A 24,577-nucleotide genomic window follows, 5' to 3' on the forward strand; every position below is an offset into this window, starting at 1 on the left:
CTTCAGTTCGAACCAATAGTATTTTTTAGCATTTGGTTAATTAACCGCTTAAATGATAAAAGCTGAAGCAGGTAGCTAAGAAGCGCCCCAAAGTCTCAATCTATAGATAGTGGGGCGGGGGAGTAATGGGCATAAGCAGTAAACGGGATAGGCGTTTGAAAGGTTAACCAGTCTTCCGAGGCAGGATGCGCAAAGCTCAAGCTTTCTGCATGCAACTGCAAACGTTCGGCCATACTCAGCGCTTCAGCATGAGCATACAACCTATCACCTAAGATAGGGTGACCTAACTCAAGCATGTGAACACGTAGTTGGTGGGAGCGCCCAGTAACGGGGTACAAGGCCACTAACGTTTCGCTTAGCTCACTCGTAGTGCTAGTGCTGGGGCTAGTATAAGAGCTAGCGGCTGAATTAACGGGTTGAGGTGATACTTTTGGTATAACGTCTACCACTTCATAATGGGTGAGAGCTTTTTTGCCTCGCGCATAATCCACCATTTGCTTAGGGCGATTAGGCCAATCACAAATTAGGGGTAAATTTACTTCTCCCTCACTGTTTTTCACGTTACCGAAAACCCGAGCGAAATAACGTTTCTTGGTTTGACGTAATTCAAATTGCTTTGAAATATGTCGATGGCTTTCTTTGTTAAGCGCCATCACCATAATACCCGACGTTGCCATATCGAGCCTATGGACTACCGTCGCCGTAGGAAACACAGTATTAACTCTGCTAATGAGCGAGTCTTTATGTTCTTCTGCTTTACCTGGCACACTTAACAGGCCGCTGGGCTTATTCGCTACCAAGATGTCATCATCTTGGTAGAGAATGGTTAAATAGGGCTGTACGGGCGGGTTATAAACAAACGCTGGATTAGCCATTAAGGGTTATTCACCACTAAACGAAGGGCATCAAATTGCACATCAGCGCCTTGTATTACTTTGTCCAATGCGTTCATTTGATTTTCAATAAACTCGATTTCACTGTCACGTACTGACGGGTTACGCTTCTGCAAATCGACTAAACGCTGGATTTCACTGTTTAGGGTTTTATGCATGTCTTGCAGTGCATCGTGTAGCTTTTGATTCGCTTGTTGATGCGCCAGTTTACGGCTGTTTTCAATTGCTAAGGTAAGCGGCTGTTGAAGCGCTTTTATTAACTGATGCGAAATTTTGCGGTTTACTTTACGCTTTATCTCGAAGGTTAAATCTACTTGGTTACCTTGTGCATCTAAACAAATACGCAGTGGCGTTTGAGGTAAGAAGCGGCCAAGCTGGAGGGCTTTTGGGGCGTTGGCATCTAGCACAAACAAAGCCTCTAACCAGTAAGCGCCTTTGGGCAAGTCAGGGTCAGCAATAAAGCCAATGCTGCTTTTACCATGCACATCACTAAGCACTAAATCGATAGCGGTATGCACAAGAGGGTGATCCCAACTTAAAAACTGTACATTTTCTAGGGTTGTAGCAACTCGGCGCTTATAGGTTACGGTCATGCCTTCAGGGTCAAGCCCCGGTAATTGGCTAACCATAGATTCTGTTGGCATAAGAATGAAGCAATCGCTGCCTTTTTCTTCTTGCTGAACACCAATAGCATCAAACAAACGACCCATAAAACGGGACAAATCTTGCGAGTTATCAAGCAATATGATGTCTTCAAGCAACTGCTCAACGCGGCCTTCACCAGAGGCATTAAGTTCTAATAAACGGTCACGGCCGGCTTCCAACTGTGCCACTAACTGACTATTTAACGTGGTACTTAAGTTGATAAGTTCATCACGAGTATGGAGATCGTGAGGATGCAAACACGCACCAATCAACAAGGTTTTTACGTCGTCAAACACACCTGAGCCGGTAGGGCAGGTTTTCTCGAACGCATTAAGCCCTTCATGATACCAATCCACCAACACATGCTGAGCGGTGTTTTTCAAATAAGGCACGTGAATTTCAACGGTTTGAGTTTGACCGATACGATCTAAGCGACCAATTCGTTGTTCAAGTAAGTCGGGAGTGACGGGTAAATCGAATAACACCAAGTGATGAGCAAATTGGAAGTTACGCCCTTCACTGCCAATTTCGCTACACAGCAATATTTGCGCGCCATCTTCTTCATCAGAAAAATAATGGGCGGCTTTGTCTCGTTCTACAATGGTCATGCCTTCGTGGAATACGCTATGACGTACACCGGTTTGAGTGCGAATGACTTCACCAAGTTCTTGTGCGGTGCGCGCACTGGCACAAATCAGTAATATCTTTTCTGGTTTTACCGATTGCATAAAATCAAGTAACCAGCCTACCCGAGGATCTTCATCCATCCAGCTATTCACCACGCTTGGCATACGCTCAGGGTATAACGCATGGGTTAAATCACCACCGGTTACCGCACTTTCATATACCACTGGCAGTTCAAGTTGGTAGCCAAGCAATACGCGGTCAGGAAAGCCTTCAATATTGGCTCTGCGGTTTCTAAACAGCATTCTGCCAGTACCGTGGCAATCAATAAGCTGATGTACTAGTTCTCGGCGTGCTTCAGGTTGTGCTAAATCACCTGCATTTTCCATCACATCCGGGGCGAAGTCGGTTAGCTTAGTGCGCTGCTTTTCGTCCGGTGTGGTGTCTGAAAGTAACGGGGCTACAGCGTCAGCAAGCTGACTGTAACGCGACTCTTCTGTTAAAAACGCTTCGTAACTATGGAAGCGGGCAGGGTCGAGTAATCGCAAGCGGGCAAAGTGGCTTTCATGGCCAAGTTGATCTGGTGTTGCGGTTAATAGCAATACACCTGGCGTTTCATTAGCCAACGCTTCCACCAAAGTGTATTCAGCAGAAGGGGCATCGGCAGACCACGCAAGGTGATGGGCCTCATCAACCACCATTAAATCCCACGATGCCGCTTGAATTTGTTGTTGACGTTTTTCGCTCTGACTTAAAAAGTCTATGCTACATAGCACTAACTGGTCGTTATCAAATGGGTTGGTTTCCCCATCATCATCTAAAGCTTCGCATCGGCTTTCATCAAAAATAGCGAAAGGCAGATTAATTCTGCGCAGCATTTCAACTAACCACTGATGTACCAATGAATCAGGCACTAAAATTAATACTCGCTGAGCGCGCCCCGTACGCAGTTGCTGATGAATAATAAGCGCGGCTTCAATGGTTTTACCTAAGCCAACTTCATCGGCAAGTAAAACACGTGGTGCGTGGCGTCCACCCACTTCAGAGGCAATATGTAGCTGGTGGGGAATGAGCGAGATACGTGCACCCGCTAAGCCCAAGGTGCTTGAGCGTAAATAATCGTATTGGTGGTTCAGGGCATTAAGACGTAAGTCGAACCACTTAGGGTGGTCAAGTTGCTCGCTGAACAAGCGCTTTTCAGGTTGGTTTAATCGAATATGGTGATCAAGCAAGGTTTCAGATAGGCGAACCTGTGCTTTGGTGTCTTCGCGGATACCGAAATAAATGCAAACGCCCTGACTTTCTTCAATTTCAGAAATCGTCATTTGCCAGCCGTCTTGGCTCTTTATTGTTTCGCCAATATCAAAGACTAAACGGGTAAGTGGTGCATCTTGTTTTGTATACATTCGTGCTTCACCCGTGGCAGGGAAAAACACCTCAACTGAGCGAAAATCAACACTAATAACAGCGCCTAAACCTAATTCGGTTTCAGTATTACTTAACCAACGCTGACCAATGGAAAACGGATTCCCTGAACTCATAAATCACCAACCTTTTTTGCGGGGGCGGTATTGTACGCATTGTGTATTAATAAGTCATTAATACTAGCCCATTTGTGCGTTTTAATCTTGGGTAGGAAAATGTGGTTGGAGGAGGAAGGCAGAAACAGAAGAAAAAAAATTTATCAGAAAAACAGTGCTAATAATGAAAATCTGGATTATGGTGGATTTAGCGCTTGTGATTGTTTGTTGGGCAAGCGTGTGAAGTGGCGGTGTTTAGGTAACTGCCACTTTTCGGTCGACGCGACAAGGAGTGGAAGTCCTGTTCGAGCGACAACTTCTTCTCCTTCAGCGGAACTGTTCCTAGCACGCTAATTTGTTGTGTGTGCCTGGCCTTATTTACCGGAGTAAAGGATGCCAAGAAAAAATTCCACTGATACAAAAATATACGTCCTCGATACCAATATTCTGCTGCACGAACCTCACGCATTTCTCTCCTTTAAAGAACACGATGTCGTTGTACCAATGACAGTGCTTGAAGAACTAGATTACATCAAAGACAGTAAGAAAGACGTTGCCCGAGATGCGCGAGTATCTATTCGTGCAATGGAAGACTTATTGCACGATGCGTCACCTGACAATATGGTGGCCGGTGTATCTATGGTGGGAATGGGCGCAGGTGAAACAGCACCCACAGGTTCGTTGTCTATTTATACTGATTTGGGCATGGCACAATCGCAGCAAGTGTTCACCAGTAATGAGAACGACAACCGCATCATTAATGTGGCCCTGCATTTGCAAAAAGCGAATGCACCGCAACAAGTGGTGTTGGTCACCAAAGATCTCAACATGCGCCTTAAAGCTAAAGGGGCAGGTCTGGCTCATGTAGAGGATTACCGCACCGACCAACTTATCAGTGATATTAAATACTTATCTCGGGGCTTCCATCGGTTTGAAGGCAATTTCTGGGACAAGGTTAAAAGCGTAGACAGTCGTACTGAAGGTCGCGATACCATTCACACCATTCCCAAAGCCATGCTGCCAGAAGCTTACATCAATGAGTTTCTACTTGATGAAAGCAACGATTTTGCTGGACTCGTTGAGGCGATTAACGGCGACTCTCTTGAAGTGCTCGATTTAGGCTATGAGCGCTTAATGGGCCGCCATGCATGGGGAATTACACCAAAAAACATTGGCCAAGCTATGGCGCTTCATGCGTTGCTTGACCCACACATCGACTTGGTGATCCTTACTGGCCCTGCTGGGAGTGGTAAAACCCTATTGGCCTTAGCCGCCGCCCTTGAAATGGTGGTAGAGCGTAACATGTACGATAAGATAATCGTGACACGTAGCACGCCAGAAATAGCCGAATCGATAGGCTTCTTGCCGGGCACGGAAGAAGAGAAAATGCTGCCGTGGCTGGCGGCCATTACAGACTCGTTAGAGGTGCTACATAAGCACGACGAAAATGTGAAAGGCTCTATGAATTACATCATGGAGAAAGCCAATATCCAGTATAAGTCGGTTAACTTTATGCGCGGGCGAAGCATTCAAAATTCTATTGTTATTTTGGATGAATCTCAGAACTTAACTGCGTCACAGCTTAAAACCATTATCACCCGATGCGGTGAAGGTACCAAAATTATTGTGGGCGGAAACTTGGCCCAAATCGACAGTAATTACTTAAGTGCCGTAACTTCAGGGCTTACTTACCTGGTAGAGAAGTTCAAAGACTTCTCCGGCAGTGCAACACTGAACCTAGATGGGGTAGTGCGAAGCCGTTTAGCCAGCTTTGCAGAAGAGAATCTTTAGTGTTGTAGCTTGCTAATAATGGTTTGCCTTGGGGGAATTTCCCCCAAGGCAAAATTATTGATAAGCGTAGAATAATCCTTATTTTTGCGTTGTATTAAGTAGCGCGACACCATTTCTATTTTCTTAGAACTTACCTCTCACACCCACATTGTAGCGGGGGCCATACGTTTCATAGTCGATAAGCTGATTGCTGAAGCGACCATGTCTACGGGTACTTTCATCGGTTACGTTAATACCATCTAGGTACACAGATACATGGTCATTAATATCGTAACTTGCTGAGATATCAAGTTGGCTGTACGCCTCGGTAAAGGTAGGCTCTAAACCACCAGAAAGTAAAAACTCATCTCGCCAGTTATACGCTGCTCTAACTTGGTAATAGTCCTTTTCATAAAACAATACGAAGTTAGCTGAATCGCTTAAGCCGGTTAGTGCAAAGTTGTTTTCCAAAGAATAAACATCATATTCGTCTGCACTATTTACCATGGTGTAGTTAACCACGGTGCCAAAACCTGTTTCACCAAACAGATGCTGTACGTTGAACTCCCAACCATAGACACGCGTGGCATCAAGATTTAACGGCGTAGAAATTTCCCATGCGATAGCAGGATCGCCAGGTTGGGAAACACAGGCGGCTACTGGGTCAGTAACAGTGCCATCTGGGCAGTTCGCTCTCGCGCTTACACTTGGGTCAGTTAGTGGGCCATTAGGGCCTTCTATTTCGCTCTCTATCTGGCCAGTAGAAATAAAGTTATCAACTTGCTTACGGAAGTGGCCAACGGAAACATAGCTACCATCGTCGTAGTAGTACTCTAGCGATAAGTCCACGTTTTGAGACTCGAAAGGAAGTAGATTAGGGTTGCCTTGAGACGCACGAAATGGCCCACCTGCACGGTGTAAGTCTAAACTTGTGGCTGGGAACATAGCGCCAATACTACTTCTTGCGATAGTTTTACTGTAAGAAAACCTAGCGACTAAATCGTCAGTAATTTCCATACTAATATCTAAGTTGGGCAAGAATTGTTCGTAGTCTCCTTCCAGCGTTTCGGTTAGCTCCTCGGCAGCCAATACTTTTGCCAGTTGTATTGGCGTAATCCAATTAAAGCCTACCACTGGGCGTTGCACTGAGTAAGACTCAACGTCAGTTTCTTCGTATCTCACACCAAAGCTAGCGTTGATCGGCATGTTGTTAAAATCGGTGACAAAATCAAAGGAGAGAAATACCGCAGTCGTTTCTTCCGAAATACCATTGCGACGAACATCGGCTTCATTATAAAGGGATTGTTCCCTTACGAGATCAAGAAAGTCATTGGCACTATAAATAGGAAGAAATTCAAAGCCTACGCCACCAGGACGAAACTCATAGTCGAGTTCACTAATGTCCAACGTGCCATTGCCTAGCGCAAAATTATCACTATAAATATTGTTACTATCTACATCATATTTGGTATGAGCAAAACCGAAATTAATGGCATCTAATGCCCCTGTTTCCATATTTAGCCATTTACCGAATAACTGTATTTGCTGAATATTATTTTCAATCTCGTAACCACGTTCCTGATATAGATCTGCCTCTATATTTTCAGGCGCATAGGCGCCACCAGGTACCCCAGTATCATCATAATATGCAATAGGAGTATCGCCGCTGAAGTCAGCACTGATATGGACAGGTGCCAGGTCGCCAAATGGATTTTTTAAGTTAGCGATCCGTTCAGCAGGTAGACCGCCGGGATTTGAATGTGATGTTGAATCATGCAAATCTAATTCGAAGCTCAGTGCGTCGGTAGCCCGCCACTCAAAATTAACGCCATAGGAGTCATTTTCAGTTTCAAAATTGTATTCCCATGCCCAGAAATTAAGCTCGTCATTCATGCGGCTAGGATTGATAATGGTGCCGTTTTCGTCAGCTGCACCTTCTTGTACGTTATCAAACCAAAAACTCATACGGTTCATTTTACCGTTTTCATCTAAGCGAGATATAACATAATCTAATGTGGTGGTGAGTGAATCTGTTGGTCTGAATTGAAGCACTACCTGTCCATTTATTCGGTCACGACTGTAGTTAGACTCTTCTAAATCAACGGTGGGTGTGCGCCATGTTGCCAGGGTAGGGTTTTTTGAAATATCGATAGCACTGGTATCTGGGTTAGCTTGGCCTGGGTAGCCACGACTCCACCCTTGAGTTCCAATACGATCCACATGGCTATCTCGTTCAGCATAGGAAAACGACGCCAGTACCCCAAACCTTTTATCATCGAATGTTTTACTTACCATGCCAGAGAACTCAGGCGTAACACTATCTCCATCGGTTACGCTGGTGTCCATTACTGCTTTTGCACTCCACGCAGCCATGAATTCATCCATCTCAAAAGGACGAGCGGTATTAATGTTTATAGTAGCGCCTAAGCCGCCGGAACTGACATCGGCTTTACCTGTTTTGTGTACTTCCACACCAGAAACACTTTCGGCCGCAATCTCCCGGAAGTTAAAACTCCGTGATATGCCGCTTGTCAGCAGAGAGGATGAATTAGGCATCTGACGGTTATTTAAAGTGACTAAATTAAAGCTAGGTCCGAAACCTCGAACTGTAACCTGATTACCTTCATTGTTGGTTCGGTCAATAGATACACCGGTGATACGTTGCAATGATTCTGCAAGGTTGGTGTCTGGAAATTTTCCAATGTCTTCAGCAGAAATGGCTTCTACAACACCAGATGATTCTCGCTTGATATCCATCGCTGAGGTGAGTGAGCCTCGAATACCTTTCACTTCAATAACTTCGACAGACTTATCTTCTTGAGCCATCAAACCATTACTTAGCAGGGCACAGGCTACTGCAGCCGAGACCGCATTAAACTTTTTCGTTTGCATAAATATTCCCGTCACTATCGTGTAAAAGCTTTGTTAATAAGATTCATTATTAATGTTCTAATGTTAATTGTCAACAATATGATCTGGCGGTTATGTGAAGAGAATCTATGAAGTCCCTTTTTTAAAAAGCACAGCAGAGTAGATTTGGGCGAAACGAGTACTTATTGTTTGAGGTTAGCGACTGCAGATGTGGTAGATAGCAAGGCTGGATGTATTGTAAAGGTTGACGTGTTAGAGCATAGAAATTGGAAAGGTAACTTTTGTGATGAGTTTAAGGCTCTAGTTTTATTTAGTTTTTGTAAAATACAGAATTGTCTTTGGGCACTGCTGTGGCTTAAGTGGTAATTTGAAAAAGGTTGAAGCGGAGAAATTTGCTGAGGTAAGTAGGAAGGTAAGAAAGGAAACCATTTTTAATGGCCGCTAAATGATTTGGCGGCCATTATTGTAGTGCTGGGATTAATTTAAGGCTAATACCCTAAGAAGCCGAAGACGGCTATTTGATATTTTTACGGATGGCGACAATAGCGCCTTTGGCGTCACCTTCTCGAAATGCATTTACGATATCTCGGTGTTCATCTACTAATTTGTTAGATGATTTGATGCGTTGATAATTCATACGCATACGGATAACAATGGGGTACCACAAGTTAAGTAGGCTTTCACCGCCAGCAAGTTCAACAAAGTATTCATGGAACGCGATATCAGCTTTAGTCAGTTCAGTGTACTCATCGCGCTCAAAATGCTCTTGCATATTGTCGATAAGCTTATCCATATTAGCCAATTGCTCTGGGGTTAAATTTCCCGCCAATTGCTTAGCCGCATACTCTTCAATCTTCTTTCGCAAATCAATACTTAGTTTTTGTAGTTCAGAAGGAAGTGGTGTGTTTACAGACGCGCCAACGTTGTTTTTACTTACCAATAAACCTTCTTTGGTAAGTTTTAATATGACGTCACGAATAGGGCCTCTGGACACATCAAACCGGTCCGCTAGTTGAATCTCATTTAGCTTAGTGTTTGGCGCTAGTTCACCGGAAATTATATCTGAACGGATAAGGTCAGCAATTTGATCACGAACAGAGAGAATTTTCGGTTTCATGGGAACTCCAACTTTTATAGCAATAAGATTGGCGAATTGTTAACGTTTTTCTTTAAATTGTCCAGTAAAAAACCAAGTGAGAGCACAGTACGAATGCTAAATACCAAGGTGCCATTCACTTCGGGGCAACGCTAAAATGGTAAACCAATAACCGATACTGAATAAGCCGATAGCCGTGCAGAATGGCTACAAGGTTAAAGTGGTTTACCAAAACTACGCTGGTGGTACGTAATACCAAACAACGACTGCATTGTTCATTGCAGTCGTTGTTTAACCAGCACTTTACGGAGTAAAAGCGCAGCGAAAATAACGTAGGCGTCAATTACAAATTGAAACGTTGTGGATTAGTAACGCCAGGTTGAGGGATAAGGTCGTTGGGGATATTGATTTTTTTGTCATCGGCACCGTCTGCAAAATTGCTAATATTATAGTTATTGACCGTGTTCCAATCCATTTCAACCCGGCCATCCCCTAACACAATACGCCCGAGTTTTTGACGAAACCATTCTGCAAGTTTTAAATACTCAACCGTATACGCAACGTTCTGTCGCTCAAGAGGATCGACTCTTAAGTCATACAGCGCTAAGTCTACTTTCAAGGGGTGTGCAGTTAAGGCCCACGTAATATCATCGTTTAGATAGGGCGTAGTGGCAGGTTCACGTCTGTCTCGGGTTCGCATTGAGAACGCAAAGTTTTCAGTACGTAAGTAAGCTCTATGACCACTGACTAAATTCATTTCTCCTAAAATATACTCTCGGCTAAAACCCTCATCCTTGGCAATGCTCGCGAGGTCGACGCCATCTAAGTAGTCGTATTGGGCAGTCCGAATATCGATATTTGCGCCAGCCAAAAGGGTCGGGGCTAAGTCTACGTACTCCACTAATTCATCGACTACCTTACCGGCGGAATAGGTTTTTTTATCTGACGACACGACAATAACCGCGCCATTGAGCGATTGTTTCCAAGGGCCAAATTTAGCCATCATACCTTGCTCACCTAAATGCCAACCGTGGTCGCCTACCGTGAAAACAATTAGGTACTCGCGATTTTGTTTCGCTGAATAGGCTTTGAAAGCATCTACAGCTTCACCGATGAGTGCATCACCAAATGCGGTAAAAGCATAGTAATCGCGAACAGCCTGAAGCTTGTCTTGTTCTGTCATACCATCGGTTTTAGATTCGTTATAAATTTGCTGAAGCTGGGTGGGGAAACTTCCAACTTCTTCAGCACTAAACTCGGGTAATTTATAGGGTTGGTCTTTGAATTTGTCTCTGTAAGACTTAGGCGGAAGTACCGGTGTATGAGGTAAGTGAAACCCTAGGTTTACGAAGACGGGTTTAGATGCGTCAGGGCCGTTAACTTTTTTCCCTGCTAGGGTAGTGTAACTTTGACTTGCATTGGCTAAGTGGTTTTCAAACTCTTCAACAATGAGTGCATCTACTGTCTTATCGGCGGGTTGAGGGTTGACGCCGCCAAGAATTAATCCTGTGTTTATACGTGTGTAGGCACGCAAAATATCAAACTCGTCTTCTACTGAGGTTTTAATAGCCTCTTCTTCTGCGCTTAAGTTTCGGTCAGCTTTCGATAGCACATATTGTTTTTTCGTACCATCAGGGTAGAACACGGTTTCAGTCGCGTCTTGGCGCAATAGCACGCCATCAGTTAGGCCGTGTGACCCCGTTGAATATAAACCGCCTAAACCCGCCCTGTGTAGGTCACGATTGTATTCTAGGGCAAAATCGAAAATAGTGCTCGGCTCTCCCAGCTTTTCTGAAATACCATGGTGATGTTTGCCAATTATTGCCGTGTTATAACCTGCATCACGTAAGCTTTGGGACACTGCTGGGCGCGTAAAATCAGCTTCTTGATGGGTATGTTCCCATGCATATTTACCATTGCGAAAAGGGTAACGACCCGTATGCATCGACGTGCGGGACGGTCCACAGGCAGGAGAGTTGTTATAAGCGCGGGTAAACATGACGCCTTCAGCTGCCAGTTTATCGATATTTGGCGATGACACGTAGCCCAACGCGCTTTCGCTTTTACCTGTTGTCGCACGATTGTAAGCTTGAACTGAGTCTGGCCGGTGGTCGTCAGTAATAATCCACAGAATGTTAGGTTGCTCATTTTGCGCAAAACTATAGGTGGAGCTCACCACTAGGGTAGTAACAAATGCTATTTTGGATATCGTCGTTTTAATCAATGTAGGAGCCTCACTGTTAAGTGCCAATACAGCGAAATTTATGGCGGGAAAGACTCCCTATCTAGATGAAATCCAGATAGGAAGGGTTGGTAGCTAAGTGATTCTAGTGTGTTGACTGAAGTGTGATTAGGTTGGTTCGTGCATATAAATGGTTTTTTTATCTAGGTACTGCTCTAGGCCGTACAAACCATCTTCGCCACCCATTCCACTTTTTTTCCAGCCATTGTGAAAGCCTTGGTGCTGCTCACCGATGCCACGGTTTACATACACTTCACCCACTTCCATCTCTGCAATAGCTTTGTTTATATGTTTTAGTGAAGAGGTATAGAGGTAGGCGGAAAGGCCATACTCACTGTCGTTAGTAAACTCAATAGCTTGTTCGATACTGGCTATTTTCATGACGGGCAGGATTGGTCCGAAGGTTTCTTCATGCATTAACACATTGTCGTGAGAAACATTGCCCACTAGGGTTGGCTCAAACCAGTGGCCTTTTTCAAAGCCATCAACATTTGCTTCTTTACCGCCGCACAAGATTGTTGCACCTTGGTTTAGACCGTCTTTTAAGAGTTTGCTTATATTAGTAATCTCACGGGCGTTAATCTTTGGCCCCATCTGGGTATCAGGATGCATAGGATCGCCCACCTTAATCGACTTCACCTTAGGTAAAAGCGTTGCAATAAAGGCATCGTATACATCTTCATGTACATAAAGACGCTCTGCGCAGGTACACACTTGGCCACAGTTGGCGAAGCGAGTGTCGATTAGGTCATTGGCCGCTTTTTCTAGGTCTGCATCATCCATGACAATGAATGGCGCCTTACCACCAAGTTCTAACATCACCGGTATCATGTTCTTACCGGCTGATTGATAGATTTTTTCACCTGCTCGGGTACTTCCCGTCATGGTGATAAGCTTGGTAATCGGGCTTTCACAAAGGAATTGCCCAACCGAAACACCTGTACCATTAAGAATATTAAGAACGCCTTTAGGGATCCCTGCTTTTATCGCTAATTCACCTAACATGAGCGTGGCAAGTGGCGTTTCTTCGGTGGGTTTCAATACCAGTGTGTTTCCGGTGATAAGGGCAGGGCCTATCTTCCGTCCTGCCAATGCCAAAGGGAAATTCCACGCGGTAATTGCCACTACAACCCCACGAGGCACCTTATGAATGTATATTTTTTCATTGTCATTGTCTGAAGGAAGAATATCACCGCGAATGGTTAGCGCATTGTCACACGCATAGTCGATAAAACTTGCGGTTACTGCCACTTCCATTTCTGCAACGCCAATTAGTTTGCCTTGTTCACTTACTAGCAAGGGCGCTAGGGTGTCGGTGTGCTCCCTGATCAGCTGTGCAAATTTACGTAACACGGTGGCTCTTTCTCTCGCGGTCTTTAAAGCCCACGCACGCTGCGCGTTTTGCGCTGCGTCCAGGGCACTTTGCGCGTCTTCTTCACAACCAAAAGGAATGTCACCCACTCGCTTACCGGTGCTCGGGCTCGTAATTGAGATATGCTCTTCAGAAGCAGAGCTTACATATTCACCATTAATAAAATGCTTCTTGTTATGTGGGTACATGTTTACCTTCCCATCCAGCCGCCATCAACAAGAACGGTAGCGCCGTTCATATAGTCTGATGCTTGCGAGGCTAAAAATACGGTAGGGCCAATAAAGTCTTCTGGTTCACCCCACCGCCCCTGAGGAATTCGCGCCAATATTGATTCAGCACGACTTGGATCATTACGTAGTGCTTCTGTATTATCAGTGGCAATGTAACCGGGCGCAATAGCGTTGACATTGATACCTTGTCCCGCCCATTCGTTGGCCAGAGCCTTGGTAAGTTGACCAATAGCACCTTTACTCGCGGCGTAACCAGGTACGGTAATACCGCCTTGAAACGTCAGTAATGACGCGGTAAAAATAATTTTACCCTGCTTATTAGCTACCATCTGTTTGCCTATCTCACGGCTTAACACAAATTGGGCATTCAAATTGACTTCAATAACCGTATCCCAATACTCGTCGCTATGTTCGACAGCGGGGTCGCGCATAATAGTGCCCGCGTTGTTAACTAGAATATCAATAGTCGAATGTGCTTCCTTTACTTCACTGATGAAGCGATACAGGTCTTTTCGGTTACTAAAATCACATTGATAAGCACTGAATTCACGGCCAGCAGCCAGCACACCTTTTTCGGTTTCGGAGCCAGAAGAGGCTAAACTAGCTGATACGCCAATGATGTTTGCGCCTGCTTGTGCTAGCCCGATAGCCATTGCTTGGCCTATTCCACGGCTACACCCTGTTACTAAGGCAGTCTTTCCTGATAAATCAAACAACGATGACATCTTAGAATTCCTCACTTAACGACACGAGTGCTTTCATACCAGAAGGGTTACCATCCATAGAAGCAAAAGCACTACCAATATCATTGATTTTGCTTACCGAGCTGATAAGCGGCTCAAGATCTAGTGAGCCATCTGCAATTAGCTTAATCGCTTGCTCAAAGTCTTCATGCTCATATACCCGAGCACCTAGCAGTTCTAATTCTTTCCAAAAGAACTTGAAGAGATCGACCTGAGGTTTTTGTGAGTGGATGGCCACCATGCAAATGCGACCACGCACTGCCGCGATTTCTGTCATCACGTCAACGGCTGGCTGAACGCCTGAAACTTCAAAGACCACATCTGCGCCTTTTCCGTTAGTCACTTTCGCGATTTCGGCAACCGGGTCTTGGTTTATTGGATCAATCGTATTAATACCATTATCTTCTGAAAATTGTCTCCGAGTGGCATTAACTTCAGAGATGATGACATTCGCCCCTTTAGCTTTAGCTACCATTGCAACGAGTTGACCGATAGGGCCACCGCCAATAACCACAACGTCCTCACCTTTTGCAACACGTGCTCTAGCAACATCGTGACAAGCCACTGCAAGAGGCTCAACAAGGGCGCCCATTTTTAAAGAAACATTACTAGGAAGTTTATGCAACGTGCGTGATTTCACTGTCCATGAACTTTGGAATGCACCAGGAGTATCAATACCCATAAATTTAAGGTTTTGGCAAACGTGTGAATGACCCGCATCACAAGCGGGGCAATTCAGGCAATAATCAAGCGGGCGGACAACGACATGGTCACCTATAACCACATTTTTTACGCCTTCACCTACCTCGGCTACCACCCCTGACATTTCATGACCTATAATTTGGGGAGGGGCAACACGTGCGTCCATCACGCCGTGATATATATGCATGTCTGTACCACAAATTCCAACATAACCAACTGAAAGTCGAACTTCTCCGGGTCCTGGTGGAACTGTGGTTCCAGGTTGAATGTTAAAGGTTTTTTCACCTGCGTATTGTGCTGCAAACATAGTCAAATTCCTTACTTTATTTGATAAGGTGAGAGTTTCACGTCGTCGAAAGTTACACCCGTACCTATGGCGTTCGGTGCCAATGCATAGCCTTGCTTATCAAGGGAAACCGGGTGTGTCGTATATGTGTCTATAGGAAAAGAGTGATACTCCATCATCCCTGCATTAGGTTGTGAGGCCATCAGTGAAACATGCAGCTCTTGCATGCCGTGGCTACATACTTTTAAGTTATTAATGTGGGCAAGAGATGCCACTTTAAGCCAACCTGTTATACCGCCTATATTCGATGCGTCTGGTTGTAAGTAGGCTAGTTTTGATTGTTGAATGGCATAATTGAATTCGTACACGGTATGTAGGTTTTCACCCATTGCGATGGGTATGCTCGTAGCCTCAGCTATTCGTGCGTAACTTTGATAATCGTCGGGAATAGTAGGCTCTTCGAACCAATGGATATCATACTGCTCGATGGCTTTGGCAAAGCGAATAGCTTGAGCGGGGGACATAGAATAGTTCGCATCCACCATAAATTTTATATCGCTGCCAATATGCTTTCTTATAGCGGCGACTCGGGCAATATCCTCTTCTACATCATCTTTGCCGACTTTGATTTTTACAGCAGTAAAGCCCTTATTTAAATATCCTTCGATATGGGACTTTAGCTTATTCTCATCAAAATTTAGGTCGATGCCTCCTGCATAACAGGGGGTACGATTATCAAAGCCGCCAGCAAGACGCCATAGCGGTTGATTTATTCGTTTGCAGCGGATGTCCCACAAAGCAATATCAATAGTTGAAATTGCGAAACTCGCTAACCCACCACGACCTACATAATGTAAATGGTATTGCAATTGTTCCCAAATAGCTTCAACACAATCGGCATCTTTGCTATGTAAAAAATTGGCTAAATCGTCCTTTACAAGGCTATAAATTGCTTTCCCGCCCTTGCCCCCTGTGTAGGTATAACCCGTTCCAGATACGCCGTCATTGCAAGTAATTGTGCAAGTAACTAGCTCGAAGTGTGTGTGATCACCATGTTTGGCATCACTTAAGACCTCTGGCAAAGGAATAAGGTAGTAGTTGACTTGGACGTCTTTGATACTACTTGCAGAAAGCCTCGATGTGTTGATAGGGACTGCGGTCACGTTACCATCCTTACATATAACAATTCATTAATTGTACATTGTTAACAATTAATAGCAAACTTTTATCGGTAAGGGAAATGTTAATTTAAGAAAACTGAGGTTTAAATAAAGGTTGGAATAATAAAAATAACTTTGAAGTCATGGAGTAAGAACAAGACTAAAAACATCATTATCAATGAAGAACAAAACATATCAGTGTTATTGGGAGATAAGGCCATTCGGCACTTGTAGCTTTATATAAGGATAAGTAGATAAAAAGCGATGTAACTTAGCGCGTACGATTACGAATGAGCTGGGGCGCAGAAATTTGGAAAAGTTACCACCGGAGCGAACAGGGAATACGTTAACAAAATCATTTTGTATATATTTTATTGTTAACAATTAGTGTTTGTTGGGTTAGTATGTATGTTAATTCGGGTTTGCGATTTTTAACGTCGACTTAACAACTATAAAGATGAGTACTGATGAACACCAGACAAATTTTTGCCAATGCGATCATTGTAGCCCTCGGTGGTTTTATTTTTGGATTAGACGCCGCGCTTATTTCAGGTACGGTTAAATTTATTAGCATGGAATTTGGCTTGGGAGACCTTGAAATTGGTGCCGTAGTGAGTGCGCCAGGCTTTGGTGTTCTGTTCGCTTTATTAGTAACGGGTCATCTATGCAATAAATTTGGGCGTCGAACTACGTTAATTTTTATTTCGTTTCTTTATTTGTTCTCTGCGGTTTTCTCCGTAATGGCATTTTCTTTTGAATCTTTAGTGGCTGCCCGTTTTATCGGGGGGCTCGCTTTTACCTCGCTATCAGTGGCAGCCATGTACATTGGTGAAGTGGCACCGTCAAAGTGGAGAGGAAAGCTGGTCTCCATGATTCAGATAAATATTGTTGTAGGGCTCTCGTGCGCCTATTTTGCCAACTATGGCATTGTGCAATTAAGTAAATCTGAGCTTGATTGGGTACAAGCAATGGCGATAGACACTGCAACGTGGCGGTGGATGCTAGCGGTAGAAATTGTGCCTGCAATTATATGGTTCTTTCTATTATTTAAAATTCCACGTAGCCCCCGTTGGTTAGTGATGAAAGGGCGTGATGAGGAAGCGCTAGAGGTCATGCAAAGTATGATGCCAGCAGTGCAGGCGAGTGAAGAGCTACATGATATTAAGCGTAACCTTGATAAAGAAGGCGGAAGCAGCGCAACCTTAAAAGAGTCTTTTAAAATTTTATTCTCGGGCCCAGCTAAGACAGCAGCGCTAGTGGGGTTTACGATTGCTATTGTTCAGCAAATTACGGGAATTAACGCCATTATGTTTTATGCGCCTACTGTTTTTGAACAGGTGGGGATCGGCTCTGATGCGGCCTTCTTCCAAGCTGCAATTATTGGGTTGATCAGTTTATTTTTCACAGCACTAGCAATCATATTAATAGATAAATTAGGTCGCAGACCGCTTATTATTTGGGGGCTTGCTTGGGCGGCCTTGAGTTTATTTGCATGTTACATCGGTTTTGAAAGTGCGATTTATGAAGTGAATATTGAAGCGTTATCTCAGCTGCACACTAGTGACAAACTTGCGGGCCTTAAAAACTTAGAAGGTATTGTCTATCAGTCTGATATCTCGTTTAAACACGCGCTGCAGCAAACCATTGGATTCGATTTGGCTAAAGAATTCGAAAGCGAGATATTACAGGCCTCAACTACCATGAACAGTATGTTGGTGCTGGTGGGTATTTCTAGCTTTATAGCAGCATTCCATTTCTCAATAGGGCCAGTGATGTGGGTATTATTCTCTGAAATTTTTCCTACTCGTATCCGTGGTATCGCGATTCCAGTGTTCGCATTAATAGCTAGTTTAGTCAGTTATTTAGTTCAACAATTCTTTCCTTGGCAACTGAGCAACATGGGCGCTGCTGATATCTTCCTGTTTTATACCATTTGCGGGGTAGTGGGCTTCCTTGTGCTCTTTAAATTGATGCCGGAAACAAAGAACAAAACGATTGAAGAGATAGAAGCTTATTTTGCCAATAAGCAATTTGCAAAGGGCTAATTTGATGAATGTTGATAGAGGTACTCAAAGCAAGCGATTGATGGCTGTTGGGGAATGTATGGTCGAACTTATTCATACAGGAAACGATAGCTGTAAATTAGGTTTTGCCGGAGATACATTAAATGCGTTGATATACAGCAAACGATGGGTTCCCGAAACAGATTGCATTTTCTTTAGTGCTGTTGGACTTGATACTTTCAGCACTAAAATGATGTCTTTTTTCGAGCAAAATGACATTAATACTGTGGGAGTAGCCCGCAGTAAAAATAGAAACGTAGGTTTATATAGTATTGTTACCGATGAGTCTGGCGAGCGAAGTTTTGATTATTGGCGAGACCAGTCTGCGGCTAAAGTAATGATGTCACTGCATAAGGTCGAACCGCCAGAGTTAGACTCCATCGACATGGTTTATTTTAGTGGTATTGGCCTAAGTATTTTAAATGATGCTGATAAAAATGAACTATTAACACTTATTCAGCAATATCGCGATCGAGGCGCCTTGATTGCGTTTGACTCAAATTACAGACCTTCAATGTGGAACGGTTATCAGCATGCACAAGTTTGGTTTGACCGTGCTTACCGTGTTTCAGATATTGCGCTGCCTGGCCTTGACGATCACAAGAGCGTCTATCATCACGATTGCGTGCAAGATGTGTTGAATTATTTGAATAGCGTAGGCTGCAAGGAATACGTGGTTAAGGCCGGTACGCAGGGCATGTTTGGCTATCTGGAAGGGGGCTTAGTGCACCATCAAGCCTTCAATCCTGCGCCCAGTCAGATAGATACCACTGCCGCTGGTGACTCATTTGCCGGGGTGTATCTGGCAAACCGACTGGCTGAGAGAAGTATCGAGTTTAGTATCAAAGCCGCAGATGCTGCCGCAAGAGAAGTTGTGCAGCACGCAGGCGCTATTATCAGTAAAGATGCGCTGGCTAGCGTGAAAGCGCGTTTCCTAGCCAATTGCAATGAAGGAGTATTAGTCGATGGGTGAAAAACTAAGTTTAGCCAGCAAGCGAGCTTTAGCGCGGGGGTATGATTCCCTAGGTCCTGACTGGATGACTGAATTTGATGTTACACCACTGAAAGGCGATTTTGCTTTTGAAGAAGGGGTTATAAGACGCGACCCGTCCTCTGTTATTAAAGTTGATGGTGTGTATCACTGTTGGTATACACGAGGTACAGGAGAAACTGTAGGCTTTAACTCGAGTAATCCCAACGACAAGGTATTTCCGTGGGATTTAACCGAAGTATGGCATGCATCTTCTAAAGACGGTGAAACATGGAAAGAACACGGCATCGCAATTGGCCGCGGCGAACCAGGTGATTATGACGACAGAGCGGTATTCACCCCTGAAGTCTTAGTCCATGGCGATAAATTCTATCTCGTTTACCAGACCGTTAAGGCGCCTTATACCAATCGACAGTTTGAGCATATCGCCATTGCAGTGGCCGATACGCCTTTTGGGCCTTGGCATAAATCGAAAGCGCCAATTTTATCGCCCGCACAAGATGGTGAGTGGAAGGGCAGTGAAGATAATCGGTTTAATGTTAAGTCAAAAGGCAGTTTTGATAGTCATAAAGTACACGACCCTTGTTTATTAGCCTTTCAAGATAAATTTTATCTTTACTATAAAGGCGAAACCATGGGGGAGGAGATGAACATGGGCGGGCGTGAAATAAAGCATGGCGTTGCTGTGTCTGATTCTCCGTTTGGGCCTTATGCGAAGTCAGACTATAACCCTATTTCAAACAGTGGGCATGAAGTGGTGGTTTGGAATTACAATGACGGTATCGCTTCGTTACTTACCACCGATGGCCCAGAAAAAAACACGATTCAGTTTGCCAAAGACGGTATTAATTTCGATATTAAAGCCTACATAAAGGGAGCACCTGAAGCGATTGGGCTTTTCAGAGACGGCACAAATGAAAGCCAGGCTCCCGGACTATCTTGGGGGTTATGTCACAAATATGATGCTAGCTGGAATTGGAATTTCATCTGCAAGTTCAAAACCCGTAAACAGATACTCGATGCAGGCACGTTTCAAAATGAAGCCGGTTAGTTTGATATGCATTGTGCGAAATACAATTTTGGCTAAAGGGAAGGTGGTCTCAACGGCGAGATATGGTTGTCGCCTATTACCACATAAAATGAAGTTTTCAGGGCAGTACTACTGTTGATGGAGGCATTTATATGATTCAAGGTGTTTACTGCGAACCCTATTGCATCGAGCAGGGGGACGAGTTTGAAATTCATCACGTGGAATTTGCAGACAACGAGGCGTACGACTGCGCTACCCATTTCCACGAAGTTCACGAATTTATAATATTTGAAAAAATTGAGGGCAGTTACTTTTACAGCCAAGGCGAGTCGTCCTTAAAAGACTCCGACATTGTTTTTACGCCAGCGGCAGAAACACACAATTTTGAGTGTACTGCTCGAGGAAAGTCTTGGTTTATCGTACAGTTTAAACCTCTCGTGCTGGAAACAAAAAACATGTCTAACGTACGTGCTTTTTTTGACCACGGTTTGCATTTGCGATTACCTGCTCGGCGCATCAACGAGATTCAGCAGCAGGTAAAGTGGCTTTATGAAAGTTATCACCACGACCCCCTTAGCCCACGAAGCATCACGCTCTTGAATCTGCTAATTTGTACCATTGCTGAATATGCAACCTCTGTGGAAGCAAGTCAGTCACAACCCATTACACGCTCCCCGCTTTATGAAAAAATGCTGCCAGTCATTAATCAATTTAAGAACAGTACCGCGGTAGAATTATCGGTAACAGAGGCGGCTGAAGCATGTCATTTATCGCCCTCTCATTTCTCTAGAATGTTTAAACATATTTTCAGGGTTAATTACTCTGAGTATACGATGAAGCATAAGCTATATAGTGCCGCGCGCTTACTTAGCCAGTCGGGTTTGTCTGTGACGCAAATAAGTTACGAACTAAATTTTTCTAGTCCTTCCCATTTTATATCCCAATTCAAAAAACACTTCTCAGTAACACCACGGCAATACCGCACCTCTTTTTCCAGTAAGGCATGGTAATGCTATTTAAAGCCCATTTAAGAAGCGTTTTTCTACTAATTCGACATATTTTTGATATTTCTTTGCATTGAGGTGCCATTAATACCCAATCGATATTGCTAAAGTTTATTCGTACTGCACTTCTGCTTAACCGCGTTTAAAGGAGATTGGGAATGCAAACGAAGAATAGCGATGGGGGCTGTGGAACACCTTCACATCAGCAATTTGAGGGGGAGAAATCAAAGTGCCCTATGTCTGAACATGTTATGGGCAATGTGAGTCAGCTTGACGACCCCTTTACTGCGTTGCGACAAGGTGATGGCGTACTCGATATAGACGATCAGGGCGATCCAGTAAAGATGGTGCTGGGTCTGAAAGACGTTAGAAAAGCGGCTCACAGTTGGCAACTGTTCCAGTCGGGGGCAATTCCCGGTCGCATTGTTGTACCTTCAGAGGTGGCAATCCGCGATGTACGACAACTTCCATTTGAACTAGATCCTCCAGCCCATAAAGGTTTTAGGGGGCTACTAGAGCCCTGGTTCAAAAGGCCTGCTGGGAAAGCCTACCAAGACAAACTGACTGACATTGTTAGCATTATGTTCGATAGCATACTCGACAATCATACTGCTATAAACAAGCGCTCCTCTCCCGAAATGGTTACTCATGATGCGGTAAAAGATATTGCCTTGGTTTTACAGTCTCGCGCGCTAACCGTGCTCATTAATGTACCCATGACAGAAGCGCAAACATGGATTAATTGGGGAACACATGTATTTAGAAGTGACGATAACCCCTTAGATGCGAGCAAAGCGAATGTATTGTACGACTATCTCGACGAGCAAATAGCGCATGCCAAAAAGGCTCCAGGTGAAGATATTTACACCGAATTACTTCACGCCGAAGTGGAAGGTAAAGCGCTAACTGAAGAAGAAATCAAAGGGATAATGATACTTACCTTTGCAGGGGGCAGAGACACAGTTATTAATGCTCTTACCAATTCCCTTGCCTACTTTTCAGAAAATCCTGACGCACTGAATTTTATTAATGAACACCCTGAAAACCTCAATAGCGCAATAGAAGAATTGCTGCGCTATTTTTCGCCGTTAACCCATATGGGGCGAGTAGCCACAAAAGACACCCAAGTTGCGGGGCACGATGTAGCGTATGACTCACGCATTTCACTGTGTTGGGCATCGGCAAATCGTGATGAATCCGTATTTGAGTCACCCAATGAAGTCAATCTAACCCGTAAAGCGAACCCTCACGTCGCGTTTGGTTTTGGAATTCATAACTGTTTAGGGGCTACCCATGCAAGGGCGTTGCTCAGAATTTGGGTGGGACAATTAGCCGAGCGCGTAGCAAGGGTAGAGGTGGTTGAAGCCGATGAAAATACTGAGCAGTGGGGAGAGGTTGCTCGCAAAGTTGGTTTTCATAAATTGCTAGTACGATTACACAAGCGCGCATAAAACTGTTTAAAACCCGTAATGTCGCGGAGGCTTTCCGCTTAATTGGAGAAGATAATGATCAAAGTAACGTTCAATACTGCCGATGGCGAACAAATAGTCGCTGAAGGCACAGGCGGTTCTATGATGGAACTAGCCTTAGAAAACAATGTGCCTGGCATTGATGGTGATTGTGGGGGCGTGTGTTCTTGTGCTACTTGCCATGTCCATATTGCTCAGGATGACTTTGCCAAAGTGGGCGAGCCCAATGATATTGAAAAGGACATGCTGGAATTAACCAATGATGTATCAGGCACGAGTCGCCTTTGCTGTCAGGTGCCCTTATCAGAGGATATAGATGGCATTAGCGTGACTGTGGTAAGGGACTAGGTGATGACGTTTTTGGCTACTGCTGAAGAAACTTCAAATCAACAAACCTGCGTTATTATTGGTGCAAGCCATGCAGGCGTGACGTGTGCCTTTGAATTGCGTAAACAAGGTTTCGCTGGGCGAATTCTACTCGTTGATGGGGGGAAGCACCTTCCCTACCATCGACCTCCATTATCAAAAGCCTACTTAAGCGTGCCAGTGGGTGAACCTCCACCGAAGCTCAAGTCAGAAGCCGCCTATACCAAGGCTAACATCGAACTGTTATTGGGGGTGAACGCAACCTATATCAGTACTGATAAAAAAATGGTTTATGTTAAAAGCATCAGCGCACCGTTTGAACAGCGTAAGTTAGTATTTACTCACTTAGTTTTGGCCACAGGGGCTACACCAATTATTCCCCCTGTTGATGGGCTTAACGGGTGTTTTGAAAAGGCGAGAGAAAATACGCAAAACAATGTACTCGTGATGAGAAACGCCGATAACGCAATGTCGCTGAAAGCATTAGTGAATAATCCGAATAAACCAATAGCTGATTTCCACGCTGTTGTGATTGGCGCAGGCTATATAGGGCTAGAAGCCGCATCATCACTTCGAAAAGCGGGAGCGCAAGTGACCGTGATTGAGCGAGAAAGTCGTCCACTGGCAAGAGTCGCTAGCGAAGAGGTTTCACAATTTGTCGAAACCTTACATAGACACCAAGGTGTTAATATCATGTGCAATGAAGCTGTTGTATCTGTCGCGCCGAGTGCTTCGCAAGTAACCCCAAAAAAAGAAGTCACTGCGCAATATGACGTTGTGTGTAATAGCGGTAAACGTCTTCTTGTAGATTGTATATTAATTGGTGCTGGAGTTTGCATAAATACTGAGTTGGCGGCCAGTGCAAACTTGCAAATAGAGAAGCGCGCGATACGCGTTGATGGTCGCATGCAAACAAGTAACGATATCATTTGGGCGATAGGTGATTGCACCGTATTTCCCCACCCTGAGTACGGAAACGATACACATATTGAATCGGTACAAAATGCCCTGGAGCAAGCCAAAATTGCAGCCAAAAATGTTACGCTAAGTACGAATCAAGATACTATATGTAGAACCGGAATAACGCCTTCAGCATACTGCGCCATACCTTGGTTTTGGTCAGATCAATTCGATATCAAATTGCAAATAGCAGGGCTCATGCAAAGCGCTGACACCCGTATTCTGCGAATAGATTCAGAGCATGCTCGTTCAATTTGGCATTTTAAAGGGGATACCTTGTGTTGCGTTGAGGCAATTAATTCTCCTAAAGCCTATGTGTTAGGCAGTAAATGGATTGCAGCCCATGCAGTTATAGACCCGCAAAAACTTATCGACCCTTCAATTGACTTAACCACACTTAACTCTGACTGACAATTTATCGAAGTAGTAGACCAACCATCGCACTCACAGAATACGAGAGTAGGTGAAATTCTTGTTATCCTAATGTATATTGTAAATTGTAAACAATTTGTTTTAATTGAAAAGGGTATACCTTCAATG

At 44.2% G+C, this 24,577-nt stretch carries 17 protein-coding genes; 8 read left to right on the top strand and 9 right to left on the bottom strand.

Going from position 1 to position 24,577, the window contains the following annotated elements; genetic code table 11:
• Nucleotides 1–95 precede the first annotated feature (95 nt).
• The gene (locus tag AV939_RS03225) at nucleotides 96–875 is read right to left on the bottom strand and encodes a pseudouridine synthase (protein ID WP_061997125.1); all 780 of its coding nucleotides are present in this window, start codon (nucleotides 873–875) and stop codon (nucleotides 96–98) included.
• Nucleotides 875–3,703 carry an RNA polymerase-associated protein RapA gene (rapA, locus tag AV939_RS03230; protein WP_057794067.1) on the bottom strand — a complete coding sequence of 943 codons (2,829 nt, stop codon included), beginning with the start codon at nucleotides 3,701–3,703 and terminating at the stop codon, nucleotides 875–877. The genes AV939_RS03225 and rapA overlap by 1 nt, the downstream gene beginning before the upstream one ends.
• A gap of 372 nt (nucleotides 3,704–4,075) precedes the next feature.
• On the opposite strand from rapA, the gene AV939_RS03235 reads away from it, so the two are divergent.
• Complete coding sequence (locus AV939_RS03235; RefSeq protein WP_057794064.1) at nucleotides 4,076–5,473, top strand: PhoH family protein; 1,398 nt, start codon at nucleotides 4,076–4,078, stop codon at nucleotides 5,471–5,473.
• A gap of 123 nt (nucleotides 5,474–5,596) precedes the next feature.
• Here AV939_RS03235 and AV939_RS03240 read toward each other — a convergent pair whose 3' ends face one another.
• The 7 genes from AV939_RS03240 to AV939_RS03270 form a co-directional block, all read right to left on the bottom strand.
• On the bottom strand, nucleotides 5,597–8,344 hold the full coding sequence (locus tag AV939_RS03240; RefSeq protein WP_057794062.1) for a TonB-dependent receptor: 2,748 nt from the start codon (nucleotides 8,342–8,344) through the stop codon (nucleotides 5,597–5,599).
• 493 nt (nucleotides 8,345–8,837) lie between these two features.
• A complete protein-coding gene (locus AV939_RS03245; protein WP_057794060.1) occupies nucleotides 8,838–9,440 on the bottom strand; it encodes a GntR family transcriptional regulator in 603 nt (200 codons plus the stop codon).
• A 322-nt stretch (nucleotides 9,441–9,762) separates the two neighbouring features.
• On the bottom strand, nucleotides 9,763–11,643 hold the full coding sequence (locus tag AV939_RS03250; protein WP_197427692.1) for a sulfatase-like hydrolase/transferase: 1,881 nt from the start codon (nucleotides 11,641–11,643) through the stop codon (nucleotides 9,763–9,765).
• A gap of 126 nt (nucleotides 11,644–11,769) precedes the next feature.
• Nucleotides 11,770–13,221, bottom strand: a complete 1,452-nt coding sequence (aldA, locus tag AV939_RS03255; protein ID WP_057794058.1) for an aldehyde dehydrogenase — start codon at nucleotides 13,219–13,221, stop codon at nucleotides 11,770–11,772.
• A 2-nt stretch (nucleotides 13,222–13,223) separates the two neighbouring features.
• Nucleotides 13,224–13,988 carry an SDR family oxidoreductase gene (locus tag AV939_RS03260; protein WP_057794056.1) on the bottom strand — a complete coding sequence of 255 codons (765 nt, stop codon included), beginning with the start codon at nucleotides 13,986–13,988 and terminating at the stop codon, nucleotides 13,224–13,226.
• Between the two features lies 1 nt (nucleotide 13,989).
• Nucleotides 13,990–15,015 carry a zinc-dependent alcohol dehydrogenase gene (locus AV939_RS03265; RefSeq protein WP_057794054.1) on the bottom strand — a complete coding sequence of 342 codons (1,026 nt, stop codon included), beginning with the start codon at nucleotides 15,013–15,015 and terminating at the stop codon, nucleotides 13,990–13,992.
• Between the two features lie 11 nt (nucleotides 15,016–15,026).
• Nucleotides 15,027–16,157 (bottom strand): mandelate racemase/muconate lactonizing enzyme family protein, encoded by a 1,131-nt coding sequence (locus AV939_RS03270; protein ID WP_057794052.1) that lies wholly within the window; start codon nucleotides 16,155–16,157, stop codon nucleotides 15,027–15,029.
• 464 nt (nucleotides 16,158–16,621) lie between these two features.
• Here AV939_RS03270 and AV939_RS03275 point away from each other — a divergent pair, with 464 nt between their 5' ends.
• The 7 genes from AV939_RS03275 (at nucleotide 16,622) to AV939_RS03305 (ending at nucleotide 24,448) form a co-directional block, all read left to right on the top strand.
• Complete coding sequence (locus tag AV939_RS03275) at nucleotides 16,622–18,199, top strand: MFS transporter (RefSeq protein ID WP_057794050.1); 1,578 nt, start codon at nucleotides 16,622–16,624, stop codon at nucleotides 18,197–18,199.
• A 4-nt stretch (nucleotides 18,200–18,203) separates the two neighbouring features.
• The gene (locus AV939_RS03280; RefSeq protein ID WP_082604975.1) at nucleotides 18,204–19,190 is read left to right on the top strand and encodes a sugar kinase; all 987 of its coding nucleotides are present in this window, start codon (nucleotides 18,204–18,206) and stop codon (nucleotides 19,188–19,190) included.
• Nucleotides 19,183–20,259, top strand: coding sequence for a glycoside hydrolase family 117 protein (locus tag AV939_RS03285; RefSeq protein ID WP_057794047.1), 1,077 nt, complete (start codon nucleotides 19,183–19,185; stop codon nucleotides 20,257–20,259). The genes AV939_RS03280 and AV939_RS03285 overlap by 8 nt, the downstream gene beginning before the upstream one ends.
• Before the next feature lie 131 nt (nucleotides 20,260–20,390).
• Entirely contained in the window at nucleotides 20,391–21,248 is an 858-nt protein-coding gene (locus tag AV939_RS03290) for an AraC family transcriptional regulator (RefSeq protein WP_057794045.1), read from the top strand.
• Nucleotides 21,249–21,478: 230 nt separating this feature from the next.
• Nucleotides 21,479–22,693 (top strand): cytochrome P450, encoded by a 1,215-nt coding sequence (locus AV939_RS03295; RefSeq protein ID WP_057796377.1) that lies wholly within the window; start codon nucleotides 21,479–21,481, stop codon nucleotides 22,691–22,693.
• A 54-nt stretch (nucleotides 22,694–22,747) separates the two neighbouring features.
• Nucleotides 22,748–23,059 carry a 2Fe-2S iron-sulfur cluster-binding protein gene (locus tag AV939_RS03300; protein WP_057794043.1) on the top strand — a complete coding sequence of 104 codons (312 nt, stop codon included), beginning with the start codon at nucleotides 22,748–22,750 and terminating at the stop codon, nucleotides 23,057–23,059.
• 3 nt (nucleotides 23,060–23,062) lie between these two features.
• A complete protein-coding gene (locus tag AV939_RS03305) occupies nucleotides 23,063–24,448 on the top strand; it encodes an NAD(P)/FAD-dependent oxidoreductase (protein ID WP_057794041.1) in 1,386 nt (461 codons plus the stop codon).
• Nucleotides 24,449–24,577: the final 129 nt, after the last annotated feature.

Origin of the sequence: Alteromonas sp. Mac1, assembly GCF_001562125.1 — a bacterium.
Taxonomy (GTDB): Bacteria; Pseudomonadota; Gammaproteobacteria; order Enterobacterales; family Alteromonadaceae; genus Alteromonas; species Alteromonas stellipolaris.